Here is a 12,542-nt window from a genome sequence, read left to right as displayed (position 1 = left end):
GTTTGATGACAATACTTGCAGACGCGTCATACTTGCAAGCGCCGACTATTGTGATACGGCTCCACTCTGGCTTCAGCCACTTCAGGACGGAGGAAACGGCATGACTGCCACGGACCCCGCGCTCACCGCGCTCGCCCAGGGCTGGTGCGCCCTGTCCCTGCTGCACGGGAGGATCGAGGCGCAGATCGAGCGCGCCCTGCAGACCGGGCACGACCTGAGCGTGCGCGAGTACTCCCTGCTCGACGTGCTCAGCCGCCAGCACAGCGGCGAAGGCGGCCACCTGCAGATGAAGCAGGTCGCCGACGCCGTGGTCCTCAGCCAGAGCGCCACCACCCGACTCGTCACCCGGCTCGAGGACCGCGGCCTGCTCTCGCGCTACCTCTGCCCCACCGACCGCCGCGGCATCTACACCGACGTCACCGAAGCAGGCCTCACCCTCCTCGAAGAGGCACGGCCCACCAACGACAAAGCACTGCGCCAGGCCCTCGACGAGGCCGCGACCAACCCCGAGCTGGCCCCGCTGGTCCGAGCCGTCGAGATGCTCCGCATCCCCGCCTGAGAGCCCGTCCGCATAGGGTGCGGGCATGGGAGATCTTGAGATACGAGCCGCCGTCGCCGATGATGTTTCCGCGATCGTCGGCATGCTCGCGGACGATCCGCTGGGTGCACAGCGTGAGTCACCGGACGACCTGGCCCCTTACCTGGACGCCCTGGAACGGCTCAGCGCCGATCCGAACCAGCACCTGGTCGTGGCCGTCCGCGAAGGCCGCGTCATCGGCACTCTCCAGCTCACGATCATTCCCGGGCTGTCCCGCATGGGCGCGACCCGATCCATCATCGAAGGTGTGCGGATCCACGCCGACGAGCGCGGCAGCGGCCTGGGTACACAGCTCATCGAGTGGGCGGTCGCCGAATCCCGGCGTCAGAACTGCCAGTTGGTACAGCTGACCACCGACAAGTCCCGTACCGACGCCCACCGCTTCTATGAGCGGCTCGGCTTTACAGCCTCGCACTTGGGCTTCAAGATCCAGCTGTGACCACAGAACGCCTGTTTCACGTGAAACAGGCGCTCACCTGAACCGTCAGGCCGTGCCGATCCCCCGCCACCCCTCCGGATCCACACCGCCCGGCACAGCAGCCCCCTCGTCGTATGGCTGACGCGTGAAGACGAACGACCCTAGGTCCAGATGGTCCACGGTCCCGTCGGGGCGTCGTAGGGCCCTCAGGCGCTCGCCGGCGTAGTAGCCCTCCAGGCCTGTCCATGTGCCGTCACCGTTGGCTCGGAACCGCGAGCGGCGGCCCTTGCCCGACAGCGGCTCCAAGGAGAGCAGCCCGTCGGCCGTCAGCCGCAGCGCGAAGGCGTGTGTCCCCCAGTACCACTGACCGGCCAACTCCAGGTGCATGGCGCCGGCCTCGGTCATCGGACGCCACGGCTCGGGGAAGCGGGGCTCGGCTTCGGCGACGATCCGGACGAGGTCGGCGGCGACCGTGAACAGCAGCGGGCCCGAGGTGCAGTTGGTCAGCACGATGGCTGCGAGATCGTCCTCCACGCCGGCAGTGAGGCAGGCGAGGAAGCCCGGCAGGGATCCCGAGTGCCCAATGAGGGTCCTGCCGTCCTGACGCCGGATCTCCAGGCCCAGGCAGTACGCGTACCCACTCGCCACATCCGCCGCCTCCGACGGTGCCGCCGGTGTCCTCATCTCCCGCAGCGACTCGGCGCTCAGCACACGGACATCGCCCTTGATCAGGAACGCGGCGAAGTTCCCCAAGTCGGCGGTTGTCGACCAGAGTTGACCGGCCGGGGCCATCCGACCGAGGTCTTCGAGGGGCTCGGGAAGCATCACATCGGCCCAGGGATGGACCGCCCAGCCGCCGGCATGCGGTGCCTGCGGTCGTGTACTCGTCCGGCTCAGTCCCAGGGGTTCGAGCACTTCACGCCGGAGTACGTCCTCCCACGGAGCGTCGCGCAGCTTCTCGACCAGAGCGCCCAGCAACGTGTAGCCGGAGTTCGAGTAGTGGAAGCGGCGGCCGGACGGATACAGGAAGGGTTGCTCGCCCAGGACGTCGGAGAGCTCGGGGCGCAGTGATCCAGGGGTCCGCTCCCACCAGGATCCGGGCGTCTCGGCCGCCAGCCCGCTGGTGTGCGCGAGCAGTTCGGCGATCGTGGCCTCCCCCGCTGCCGTGCCCGGCAGATGCTTCTCCAACCGGTCCCCGAGGGCCAGCAGGCCCTCGTCGCGCAGGCGCAGGACGAGAACGGCGGTGAAGGTCTTGGTGATGGAGCCGATGCGGTACTGCACGTTCTCGTCCGGCCCGTGCCCGTCCACCGAGGTACGCGAGCCGTGCCACACCGCCCGACCGTCCCGTACGACCGCGGCGACCAGCGAGGGCGTGCGTCCTTCGGCCTGGGCCACTGCGATGCGGTGCAGCAGCGCTCGACGCGTGGCAGGGAGCAGATCTTCCTGAGGTGTCGTCATGGCCCCAGTCCACCCCGTCGGCCAACGGGAGTCGAGCGCATATCCCCGAGGCTCGCCATCCCCGCGTGCGGACCCCGATCAGGTCTGCGCCATGTCCACGAATCGTGAGTAGTGCCCCTGGAAGGCGACCGTGATCGTCGCCGTCGGGCCGTTACGGTGCTTGCCCACGATGATGTCCGCCTCGCCCGCGCGGGGCGACTCCTTCTCGTAGGCGTCCTCGCGGTGCAGCAGGATCACCATGTCGGCGTCCTGCTCGATGGAGCCGGACTCACGCAGGTCGGACACCATCGGCTTCTTGTCCGTGCGCTGCTCGGGGCCACGGTTGAGCTGCGAGAGCGCGATCACCGGGACCTCCAGCTCCTTGGCCAGGAGCTTGAGGTTACGGGACATGTCCGAGACCTCCTGCTGACGGCTCTCGGAACGCTTCGAACCACCGGCCTGCATCAGCTGCAGATAGTCGATGATCACGAGCTTGATGTCGTTGCGCTGCTTCAGGCGACGGCACTTCGCACGGATCTCCATCATCGACAGGTTCGGGGAGTCGTCGATGTAGAGCGGTGCCGCCGAGACCTCGGGCATCCGCCGCGCCAGGCGCGTCCAGTCCTCGTCCGTCATCGTGCCGGAACGCATGTGATGCAGCGCCACGCGCGCCTCGGCCGACAACAGACGCATCGCGATCTCGTTACGCCCCATTTCCAGGGAGAAGATGACGCTGGCCAGGTTGTGTTTGATCGACGCCGCCCGCGCGAAGTCCAGCGCGAGCGTGGACTTACCCATCGCGGGACGCGCCGCGATGACGACCATCTGGCCCGGGTGCAGTCCGTTGGTGAGCGAGTCGAGGTCCGTGAACCCGGTGGGCACGCCCGTCATCTCGCCGGTACGGGAGCCGATCGCCTCGATCTCGTCGAGCGCGCCCTCCATGATGTCGCCGAGCGGCAGATAGTCCTCGCTGGTCCGTTGCTCGGTGACCGCGTAGATCTCGGCCTGCGCGCGGTTGACGATCTCGTCGACGTCGTCGTCGGCCGCGTATCCCATCTGCGTGATGCGGGTGCCGGCCTCGACCAGACGGCGCAGAACGGCTCGCTCGTGAACGATCTCCGCGTAGTACTCGGCGTTCGCCGCCGTGGGCACCGTCTGGACGAGGGTGTGGAGATAGGAGGCGCCACCGACCTTGTTGATCTCGCCGCGCTTGGTGAGCTCGGCGGCAATGGTGATGGGGTCGGCCGGCTCCCCCTTGGCATAGACGTCGAGGATCGCCTGGAAGATCGTCTCGTGGGCGGGCTTGTAGAAGTCGTGGCCCTTGATGACCTCGACGACATCGGCGATGGCGTCCTTGGACAGGAGCATGCCGCCGAGGACGGACTGCTCGGCGTCGAGGTCCTGCGGCGGCACCCGCTCGAAGGCCGAACCGCCGCCGTCCCACTGACCGTTCTCCCGGCCGCGATCGTGCTGCTCGTCACGTCCTCGGCCGCTGTCGCCCTGTCGGCGGGAGGCAGGCAGACGATCACTGGGGCCGCTGTCGGCCCACGGGTCGTCCAAGGGCTCGGAAATGCTCACCGAGCAGCCTCCTCCCGTCCGCCGAGCGGACCTCGCCGTGCCCCTCTGTTCTACGGCACGGCACTGACAAATGAGAGGCCCAACTCCGGTCCTGGCACGTCGGTTGTACGGCGGTTTCCCGGGCCGACGGACGGAGTGGGCGCCGGACCACGGTAGGCCTGCAAGCACCGTCAGCCAATCTGGTTATCCACAGGCCATGTGGACGACGGCCCGGATGCTGTGGAGAACTCCACAAAACCTGTGCACGACACGGTGGACAGCCCTGTGAACAAGCCCCCATCAAATCTCGATCAGGGATCCTGACCTGCTGTTTTGCCATCCACCGGCTGTGCAGAAGAAAAACTTCCCCAGTCGGACCAAGATCGCTTCGAACGGTGCACAAGAGCACACACCACGAGACGGTGAGTAAGGGTCAGTACTCCATTGCATCTCTTACCTGTGGATGATTAGATTGGTGGCCATGACACAGGCTCCCGCGACTCCCAAGGCCGCCCGGCGACAGCACGACCGAGAGATCGTCGCACTGGCTGTCCCGGCCTTCGGCGCACTCGTCGCCGAGCCCCTCTTCGTCATCGCCGACAGCGCGATCGTCGGCCATCTCGGCACAGCACAGCTCGCCGGGCTCGGGGTTGCTTCCGCCCTCCTCATGACGGCCGTCAGCGTCTTCGTCTTCCTCGCCTACGCCACCACAGCGGCCGTTGCCCGACGCGTCGGCGCCGGCGACCTCCAAGCCGCCATCCGCCAGGGCATGGACGGCATCTGGCTGGCCCTCCTCCTCGGCGCCGCCGTCATCGCGGTCGTCCTGCCCACGGCACCGTTTCTCGTGGAACTCTTCGGTGCCTCGGACACAGCAGCCCCGTACGCGACGACCTATCTACGGATCTCGGCACTCGGCATCCCGGCCATGCTCGTCGTGCTCGCCGCGACCGGCGTCCTCCGCGGACTCCAGGACACCAAGACTCCTCTCTACGTCGCTGTCGCCGGCTTCGTCGCCAATGCCGTCCTGAACGTCGGTCTCGTCTACGGCGCCGATCTCGGTATCGCAGGCTCCGCCTGGGGCACGGTCATCGCCCAATGGGGCATGGCCGCGGTCTATCTCATAGTCGTCGTCCGCGGGGCTCGCGAGCACGGTGCCTCTCTGCGCCCCGACGCGGTCGGCATAAGGGCCTCCGCACAAGCCGGAGTGCCGCTGCTGGTCCGCACCCTCTCGTTGCGGGCCATCCTGATGATTGCGACGGCCGTCGCGGCCCGCCTCGGGGACGCGGACATCGCTGCGCACCAGATCATCCTGTCGCTGTGGAGCCTGCTGGCCTTTGCGCTGGACGCCATCGCCATAGCTGGGCAGGCAATCATCGGGCGGTACCTCGGGGCCGACGACACCGAGGGCGCACGAGCCGTCTGCCGGCGCATGATGGAGTGGGGCGTCGCAGCGGGCGTCGTCCTCGGGCTGCTCGTGGTGATCGCCCGGCCGCTCTTCCTGCCGTTGTTCACCAGCGACGCGGCCGTCCAGAACACGGCCCTGCCCGCCCTGCTCGTGGTGGCGCTCTCCCAGCCGATCTGCGGCGTCGTCTTCGTCCTGGACGGCGTCCTGATGGGAGCAGGCGACGGCCCCTACCTCGCCTGGGCCATGGTGCTCACCCTGGCGGTGTTCACCCCGGTAGCGCTGCTCATCCTCGCGGTCGGCGGCGGCCTCACCGCAATCTGGTCAGCCATGACACTGATGATGACGGTGCGCATGCTAACGCTCTGGGCACGCACCCGCTCCGGCCGCTGGCTCGTCACGGGCGCGACGCGCTGAATGTTTCACGTGAAACACGCTGTTTCACGTGAAACGGGCTCGATCTGACCCACTGCACAGATGAGGGGCCGTACCCAGCGGGCACGGCCCCTCATCTCAGCTGTTCAAGCCGAGCGCGCAGCAATCAGGCCGCGACAACCTCGATGTTGACCTTGGCGGCAACCTCAGGGTGCAGACGCACGGACGTCTCGTGGGCGCCCAGGGTCTTGATCGGCGAACCGAGCTCGATGCGGCGCTTGTCGACCTCGGGGCCACCGGAAGCCTTGATCGCGGAAGCGATGTCGGCCGGGGTGACGGAACCGAAGAGACGACCGGCGTCGCCAGAGCGAACGGCCAGACGGACCTTGACGGCCTCGAGCTGACCCTTGATCTGGTTGGCCTGCTCGATGGTCTGGATCTCGTGGATCTTACGAGCACGACGGATCTGCTCGACGTCCTTCTCGCCGCCCTTGGTCCAGCGGATAGCGAACTTCCGCGGGATCAGGTAGTTGCGAGCGTAACCGTCCTTGACGTCGACGACGTCGCCCGCAGCTCCGAGGCCGGAGACCTCGTGGGTGAGGATGATCTTCATGTTTCGGTCACCCTTCCCTTATCGCGCGGTGGAGGTGTAGGGCAGCAGCGCCATCTCACGGCTGTTCTTCACGGCCGTGGCGACGTCACGCTGATGCTGCGTGCAGTTGCCGGTCACGCGGCGGGCACGGATCTTGCCGCGGTCGGAAATGAACTTCCGCAGCATGTTCGTGTCCTTGTAGTCCACGTACGTGACCTTGTCCTTGCAGAATGCGCAGACCTTTTTCTTCGGCTTGCGCACAGGCGGCTTCGCCATGATGTTTCTCCTGTGTGATCAAGAAGTGTGGGTACGACCCACCCTCGGCCCAGGGGCCTAGAAGGGGGTTCGTCCGAGTAGCCGCCGCCTTGCTGACCGCCGCCGGAGTTTCCACCCCAGCCGCCGCCACCGCCGCCGCCCTGGTTGCTGCCACCGGCGGGAGCGCCGGTGGCCCACGGGTCGTCGGCGGGAGCGCCGCCGCCCTGCTGACCGCCGCCGGAGTTTCCACCCCAGCCGCCGCCACCCTGGCCGCCACCGCCGCCGTAACCACCCTGGCCACCGCGAGCGCCACCGGAGGTCTTGGTGACCTTGGCCGTGGCGCTACGCAGGCTGGCGCCGACTTCCTCGACGTCCAGTTCGTAGACCGTGCGCTTGACGCCCTCGCGGTCCTCGTAGGACCGCTGCTTCAGCCGGCCCTGCACGATGACGCGCATGCCTCGCTGGAGCGACTCCGCGACGTTCTCCGCCGCCTGACGCCAGACCGAGCAGGTCAGGAACAGGCTCTCGCCGTCCTTCCACTCGTTCGTCTGACGGTCGAAGGTGCGGGGAGTGGACGCGACACGGAACTTCGCGACCGCCGCACCGGAGGGGGTGAAGCGCAGCTCGGGGTCATCGACAAGATTGCCGACGACCGTGATGACGGTCTCGCCTGCCATGGGGGTACCTCTCGGCGGGTTTGCTGCTCTGGCTGCTTGGTTGCTGCTACTCGAATCCCGAGATCAGCTGAGCGGGAGAGCTCAGTGGGTCTCGGGGCGGAGGACCTTGGTCCGGAGGACCGACTCGTTCAGGTTCATCTGGCGGTCGAGCTCCTTCACGACCGCAGGCTCGGCCTGCAGGTCGATGACCGAGTAGATGCCCTCGGGCTTCTTCTTGATCTCGTACGAGAGACGACGACGGCCCCAGGTGTCGACCTTCTCGACCTTCCCGTTGCCCTCACGGACGACGGAGAGGAAGTTCTCGATCAGGGGGGCGACAGCGCGCTCCTCCAGATCGGGGTCGAGGATGACCATCACCTCGTAGTGACGCATGTGGAACCCACCTCCTTTGGACTCAGCGGCCACGGTCGTTCCGTGGCAGGAGGGTTGTTATGCGTACGCAACGGTATCGGCCGCCACTGACAATCGGGGTGACCTCGCGGTCGCCCCGAGCTGGCCCGGGCAGACACCGGTGCAGACGGTACACAGTACCCGCACACCCGCTTCCGGTTGAAATCCGGCCGCGCTGGTCCACAATCTGTACACATCGGGTGTGTATGGCGCTACGATGCGCCGCCTTCCGCAGGAGGTGCCCTATGGCACAGGCAATGCGACCCAACACCGTCGGAGGCCTCTTCGCCACGGACGGAAAGTCCCATCCCATCCAGGACACCCTGCTCGTGGTGACCCTGGTGCTCGGCATCACGTCGTTCATCACGGCCCAGTTCCACTTCTTGCACCTGCTCAGCTCCTGGACCGGTCTGGTGGGCATCCTTACCGGTGCTTACGGCCAGTGGGTCTCGGAGACGACCCGTGAGCGCTTCGGCCTGATCGTGGGTCTCGGCGCCTCCGGAGTCGGCTTCTTCCTCGGCATGGCACACGGCGGGCTCTTCGGCGGCTTCTGACGCCTGCGCCCACGCCCTTCTCGCACCGGTCACGGAGCCCGACCTCCGAACATCGGCACAGCAGCGCATAGAACACCCTCGAACGCCCCGGCGGCCTCAAGGCCGGGGCGAAGCTGCCGTACGCCCAGTCGGGGCGCTCGCAAGGCGCAGTAGGCTTCGGCGCGAGAGCCGGAGCCCCTGAACCCATGGGGACACACCAGCCCGAGGAGCGCCCCGAATGAGCCTGACCCTGAGGACGATCAGTCGCGAGCAGCATCTGGCATACATCCAGAGCCTGCCGTCGGCGAGCCACATGCAGGTCCCGGCCTGGGCAGACGTCAAGGCGGAGTGGCGCTCGGAGAGCCTCGGGTGGTTCGACAAGTCCGGTGAACTCGTCGGCGCGGGCCTTGTCCTCTACCGGCAGCTGCCCAAGATCAAGCGCTATCTCGCCTATCTGCCCGAGGGCCCGGTCATCAACTGGTTCACGCCGAACCTGACCGACTGGCTGGAACCGATGCTCGCGCATCTGAAGAACCAGGGCGCCTTCTCCGTGAAGATGGGCCCCCCGGTGATCATCAGGCGCTGGGAGGCCACGTCCATCAAGGCCGGCATCCAGAACCCGGACGTGAAGCGGCTGCGTGACATCGAGGCCGACTTCATCGAGCCGCGCGCCTTCGAGGTCGCCGACAAGCTCCGCCGCATGGGCTGGCAGCAGGGCGAGGACGGCGGGGCCGGTTTCGGCGACGTACAGCCCCGCTACGTCTACCAGGTGCCGCTGGCCAACCGCTCCCTCGAAGAAGTCCACAAGAACTTCAACCAGCTGTGGCGACGCAACATCAAGAAGGCCGAGAAGGCCGGCGTCGAGGTCGTCCAGGGCGGTTACCACGACCTTGAGGAGTGGCAGCGCCTGTACGAGATCACGGCCGTGCGCGACCACTTCCGCCCGCGCCCGCTGTCGTACTTCCAGCGCATGTGGACAGCCCTCAACTCCGAGGACCCCAACCGCATGCGGCTGTACTTCGCCCGTCACAACGGAGTGAACCTGTCGGCGGCGACGATGCTGATCGTCGGCGGGCACGTCTGGTACTCCTACGGCGCCTCCGACAACATCGGCCGTGAGGTCCGGCCCTCGAACGCGATGCAGTGGCGGATGCTCCGCGACGCCTACGCGCTCGGCGCGACCGTCTACGACCTGCGCGGCATCTCCGACTCCCTGGACGAGACCGACCACCTCTTCGGCCTGATCCAGTTCAAGGTGGGCACCGGCGGCCAGGCCGCCGAGTACCTCGGCGAGTGGGACTTCCCGCTCAACAAGCTGCTGCACAAGGCGCTCGACATCTACATGTCGCGTCGCTGACCTTGCGCTCTCTGCTTCGATACCGTCAACAGCTGCATTGTCGATAGCTTCCATACCTCTGATACACCGCAGCCACGAGAAAGGTTCCAGGTCCGGCCATGGCGCTCACGCTCTACGTCGACACCGCGCGCTGGCGGGCGCACCACAAGCACGTGCAGGAGCAGTTCCCGGGACTCGTCCCGGTCTGCAAGGGCAACGGCTACGGCTTCGGGCACGAGCGGCTGGCGGAGGAGGCCACTCGACTGGGCTCGGACATCCTCGCGATCGGCACGACGTACGAGGCCGCGCGCATCAAGGACTGGTTCGGCGGTGACCTGTTGGTTCTGACGCCGTACCGGCGCGGCGAGGAGCCGGTGCCGCTGCCTGACCGGGTCATCCGCTCGGTGTCGTCGGTGGACGGCGTGTACGGCCTCGTGGGCGCCCGTGTCGTCATCGAGGTGATGTCCTCGATGAAGCGGCACGGTGTCAGCGAGCACGACCTGCCGCAGCTGCACGCCGCCATAGAGAACGTCCGGCTCGAGGGCTTCGCCATCCACCTGCCGCTGGACCGCACCGACGGCTCGGACGCCGTCGAGGAGGTCATCGGCTGGATGGACCGGCTGCGCGCGGCCCGGCTGCCGCTGCACACGATGTTCGTCAGCCATCTCAAGGCCGAGGAACTGGCCCGCCTGCAGCAGCAGTTCCCGCAGACCCGCTTCCGCGCCCGCATCGGCACCCGGCTGTGGCTGGGGGACCACGACGCCACCGAGTACCGCGGTGCGGTCCTGGACGTCACCCGCGTCTCCAAGGGCGACCGCTTCGGCTACCGGCAGCAGAAGGCGGCCTCGGACGGCTTCCTGGTGGTCGTGGCGGGCGGTACGTCGCACGGGGTGGGCCTGGAGGCCCCCAAGGCGCTGCACGGCGTCATGCCGCGCGCCAAGGGCGTCGCCCGGGCCGGTCTCGCCACGGTCAACCGGAACCTGGCTCCCTTCGTGTGGGGCGGCAAGCAGCGCTGGTTCGCGGAGCCGCCGCATATGCAGGTGTCGATCCTGTTCGTTCCCTCGGACGCGCCCGAGCCGAAGGTCGGAGATGAGCTCGTCGCCCATCTCCGGCACACCACCACGCAGTTCGACCGGATCGTGGACCGCTGAGCTGCCGCACTCGGCACTCGGTCGGCAACGCCGCACCAACGAAAGGCCGTACACGGACTCTCCCGTGTACGGCCTTTCGCGTGCTCGGCCTTTCGCGTGCTCGGCCTCTCACCTGCACTGTCTACGCCATGTTCGCTCAGAGCGAACCTTCGGCCGCCCCCCGGTTGCCCCACTCCACCTGCGGCCCCTCGAAGTGGGCCGCGTGCCGCGGGGGATGGGCTGCCTGGCCGAGCACGAACACGTCCTCCGCCCCGTCGAGGACGCCCCCCGTCGGGTCGTCGTCGCCGGCCCGGCGCACCGGGTCCCGCTCCGGCATGAGGATGTCCCGTACGACCACGGCGCACATGTACAGCGTTCCCAGCAGGTGCACGCCGATGGCCCAGTGGTAGCCGTCGGGCGGCAGTCCCTTGTGGGCGTCCCCGCTGGTCGTGTAAGCGAGGTACAGCCAGATCCCGAGGAAGTACGCCACCTCGCAGGCCTGCCAGATGAGGAAGTCCCGCCACCTCGGCCGGGCCAGCACCGCCAGAGGCACCAGCCACAGGACGTACTGCGGCGAGTAGACCTTGTTGGTGAGGATGAACGCCGCGACGATCAGGAAGGCCAGCTGGGCGAACCGCGGGCGGCGCGGCGCGGTCAGCGTGAGTGCGGCGATGCCGAGACAGCACAGCAGCATCAGCAGCGTGGCGAACGTGTTGACGGTCTCGGTGCTCAGCGGGTCGCTGGAGTTCTGGGCCAGGATCAGCCAGAAGGAGCCGAAGTCCACGCCTCGCTCCTGGCTGAACCGGTAGAACTGCGACCAGCCTTCCCAGGCAAGAAGCATCACCGGAAGGTTCACGACCAGCCAGGCCACCGCCGTGCCACCCAGCGCCTTCCCGAAGTCCCGCCACTTTCCCGCGCGCCAGCACAGGACGAACAGCGGGCCGAGCAGGAATACGGGATAGAGCTTCGCGGCGGTTGCGAGCCCCAGCAGGACGCCGAAGGCAAGCCCGCGGCCACGTGACCACATCAGCATCGCCGCGGCCGTCAGAGCGACGGCCAGCAGGTCCCAGTTGATGGTCGCGGTCAGCGCCACGGCAGGCGCCAGGGCGACCAGCAGGCCGTCCCAGGGACGCCTGGCGTGCGTGCGGGTCACGCAGACGGCGATGACGGCCACGCAGACCATCAGCATCCCGGCGTTGACCATCCAGTACCACTGCTCCTGGTCCTGGATGCTGCCGCTGCCCGTCGTGAGCCAGGAGGCGACTTCCATGAACACACCGGTCAGCACCGGGTATTCGAGGTACTCCATGTCGCCGGGAAGCTTGTCGAAGTACGGCACCAGCCCGTCGGCGAAACCGCGTCCCTGGAACAGGTGCGGGATGTCCGAGTAGCAGGCATGCGTGTACTGCGAGCTGGCGCCGAAGAACCACCCGCCGTTGTAGCAAGGTGCCTTCTGGACCAGCCCGAGGGCGAACATGCCGATCGCCACGAGCACGATGATCCGCACCGGAGTCCACCAGGACGTGCCGAGCAGGGCCCGCCGTCCGATGGGGCCACCGATCAGCTCGCTCCCGTTCGCGGCGACCTCGTCCTCCCTGGTCGGCCGCACCAGGTCCGGCTCGTGCGCGCTTGTGGGCGTCGTCTCTGCACTGGGCATGGGGCACATCCTGCCGTACGTGTCTGAGGACAGTGCGAGGGAGAGGGATGAGGCGGCTGAGTGTTTCACGTGAAACCGACGTTTCACGTGAAACAGGCCCCCGCCCGAGGGGGCCCGCCCACGGCCCCGCTCATGACGAAGGCCGGTGGCCGGCACCCCACTGCGGGGATGCCAGCCACCGGCCT

The 12,542-nt window shown here is 67.5% G+C and carries 12 protein-coding genes and 1 pseudogene; 6 read left to right on the top strand and 7 right to left on the bottom strand.

The features are described 5' to 3' along the window. Positions 1–100: 100 nt before the first annotated feature. A complete protein-coding gene (locus OHO27_RS20940; protein ID WP_328426147.1) occupies positions 101–559 on the top strand; it encodes a MarR family winged helix-turn-helix transcriptional regulator in 459 nt (152 codons plus the stop codon). A 25-nt stretch (positions 560–584) separates the two neighbouring features. After that, positions 585–1,037: a GNAT family N-acetyltransferase gene (locus OHO27_RS20935; RefSeq protein ID WP_328426145.1), complete on the top strand. Its 453-nt coding sequence runs from the start codon at positions 585–587 to the stop codon at positions 1,035–1,037. A gap of 45 nt (positions 1,038–1,082) precedes the next feature. Here OHO27_RS20935 and OHO27_RS20930 read toward each other — a convergent pair whose 3' ends face one another. Both OHO27_RS20930 and dnaB read right to left on the bottom strand, forming a co-directional pair. After that, the gene (locus tag OHO27_RS20930) at positions 1,083–2,474 is read right to left on the bottom strand and encodes a serine hydrolase domain-containing protein (protein WP_328426143.1); all 1,392 of its coding nucleotides are present in this window, start codon (positions 2,472–2,474) and stop codon (positions 1,083–1,085) included. A gap of 78 nt (positions 2,475–2,552) precedes the next feature. Then, positions 2,553–4,031, bottom strand: coding sequence for a replicative DNA helicase (gene dnaB / locus OHO27_RS20925; RefSeq protein WP_328426141.1), 1,479 nt, complete (start codon positions 4,029–4,031; stop codon positions 2,553–2,555). 460 nt (positions 4,032–4,491) lie between these two features. On the opposite strand from dnaB, the gene OHO27_RS20920 reads away from it, so the two are divergent. Continuing rightward, positions 4,492–5,829 (top strand): MATE family efflux transporter, encoded by a 1,338-nt coding sequence (locus OHO27_RS20920; RefSeq protein WP_328426139.1) that lies wholly within the window; start codon positions 4,492–4,494, stop codon positions 5,827–5,829. A 124-nt stretch (positions 5,830–5,953) separates the two neighbouring features. Here OHO27_RS20920 and rplI read toward each other — a convergent pair whose 3' ends face one another. From rplI to rpsF, 4 genes and pseudogenes are all read right to left on the bottom strand, one after another. After that, positions 5,954–6,400 (bottom strand): 50S ribosomal protein L9, encoded by a 447-nt coding sequence (gene rplI, locus OHO27_RS20915; protein WP_059194386.1) that lies wholly within the window; start codon positions 6,398–6,400, stop codon positions 5,954–5,956. A gap of 18 nt (positions 6,401–6,418) precedes the next feature. Next, positions 6,419–6,655 (bottom strand): 30S ribosomal protein S18, encoded by a 237-nt coding sequence (rpsR, locus tag OHO27_RS20910; RefSeq protein ID WP_003949403.1) that lies wholly within the window; start codon positions 6,653–6,655, stop codon positions 6,419–6,421. A gap of 62 nt (positions 6,656–6,717) precedes the next feature. After that, a pseudogene (locus OHO27_RS20905) lies at positions 6,718–7,311 on the bottom strand (single-stranded DNA-binding protein); the annotation flags it as partial. A gap of 81 nt (positions 7,312–7,392) precedes the next feature. Then, complete coding sequence (rpsF, locus tag OHO27_RS20900) at positions 7,393–7,683, bottom strand: 30S ribosomal protein S6 (protein ID WP_005482942.1); 291 nt, start codon at positions 7,681–7,683, stop codon at positions 7,393–7,395. A 263-nt stretch (positions 7,684–7,946) separates the two neighbouring features. Between rpsF and OHO27_RS20895 the strand changes: the two genes are divergently transcribed. From OHO27_RS20895 to OHO27_RS20885, 3 genes are all read left to right on the top strand, one after another. Continuing rightward, positions 7,947–8,255 (top strand): hypothetical protein, encoded by a 309-nt coding sequence (locus OHO27_RS20895; RefSeq protein ID WP_328426134.1) that lies wholly within the window; start codon positions 7,947–7,949, stop codon positions 8,253–8,255. Positions 8,256–8,472: 217 nt separating this feature from the next. Further along, positions 8,473–9,591: a peptidoglycan bridge formation glycyltransferase FemX gene (gene femX / locus OHO27_RS20890; RefSeq protein ID WP_328426132.1), complete on the top strand. Its 1,119-nt coding sequence runs from the start codon at positions 8,473–8,475 to the stop codon at positions 9,589–9,591. A 98-nt stretch (positions 9,592–9,689) separates the two neighbouring features. Then, the gene (locus OHO27_RS20885) at positions 9,690–10,721 is read left to right on the top strand and encodes an alanine racemase (protein ID WP_328426130.1); all 1,032 of its coding nucleotides are present in this window, start codon (positions 9,690–9,692) and stop codon (positions 10,719–10,721) included. A gap of 136 nt (positions 10,722–10,857) precedes the next feature. Here the strand turns inward: OHO27_RS20885 and OHO27_RS20880 are convergent, their stop codons facing one another. Then, positions 10,858–12,357 carry a glycosyltransferase family 87 protein gene (locus OHO27_RS20880; RefSeq protein WP_328426128.1) on the bottom strand — a complete coding sequence of 500 codons (1,500 nt, stop codon included), beginning with the start codon at positions 12,355–12,357 and terminating at the stop codon, positions 10,858–10,860. Between the last annotated feature and the right edge of the window lie 185 nt (positions 12,358–12,542).

Origin of the sequence: Streptomyces sp. NBC_00443 (assembly GCF_036014175.1) — a bacterium.
In the GTDB taxonomy this organism is placed as follows: Bacteria; Actinomycetota; Actinomycetes; order Streptomycetales; family Streptomycetaceae; genus Streptomyces.
Note: the sequence above shows the minus strand (reverse complement) of the source record. Positions and strands in the feature narration are given on the sequence as shown.

Excerpts from the sequence above, each read along its gene's own strand:
- OHO27_RS20940 (WP_328426147.1), top strand. The coding sequence starts at position 101 with ATGACTGCCACGGACCCCGCGCTCACCGCGCTCGCCCAGGGCTGGTGC.
- OHO27_RS20935 (WP_328426145.1), top strand. The coding sequence starts at position 585 with ATGGGAGATCTTGAGATACGAGCCGCCGTCGCCGATGATGTTTCCGCG.
- OHO27_RS20930 (WP_328426143.1), bottom strand. The coding sequence starts at position 2,474 with ATGACGACACCTCAGGAAGATCTGCTCCCTGCCACGCGTCGAGCGCTG.
- OHO27_RS20920 (WP_328426139.1), top strand. The coding sequence starts at position 4,492 with ATGACACAGGCTCCCGCGACTCCCAAGGCCGCCCGGCGACAGCACGAC.
- rplI (WP_059194386.1), bottom strand. The coding sequence starts at position 6,400 with ATGAAGATCATCCTCACCCACGAGGTCTCCGGCCTCGGAGCTGCGGGC.
- rpsR (WP_003949403.1), bottom strand. The coding sequence starts at position 6,655 with ATGGCGAAGCCGCCTGTGCGCAAGCCGAAGAAAAAGGTCTGCGCATTC.
- rpsF (WP_005482942.1), bottom strand. The coding sequence starts at position 7,683 with ATGCGTCACTACGAGGTGATGGTCATCCTCGACCCCGATCTGGAGGAG.
- OHO27_RS20895 (WP_328426134.1), top strand. The coding sequence starts at position 7,947 with ATGGCACAGGCAATGCGACCCAACACCGTCGGAGGCCTCTTCGCCACG.
- femX (WP_328426132.1), top strand. The coding sequence starts at position 8,473 with ATGAGCCTGACCCTGAGGACGATCAGTCGCGAGCAGCATCTGGCATAC.
- OHO27_RS20885 (WP_328426130.1), top strand. The coding sequence starts at position 9,690 with ATGGCGCTCACGCTCTACGTCGACACCGCGCGCTGGCGGGCGCACCAC.
- OHO27_RS20880 (WP_328426128.1), bottom strand. The coding sequence starts at position 12,357 with ATGCCCAGTGCAGAGACGACGCCCACAAGCGCGCACGAGCCGGACCTG.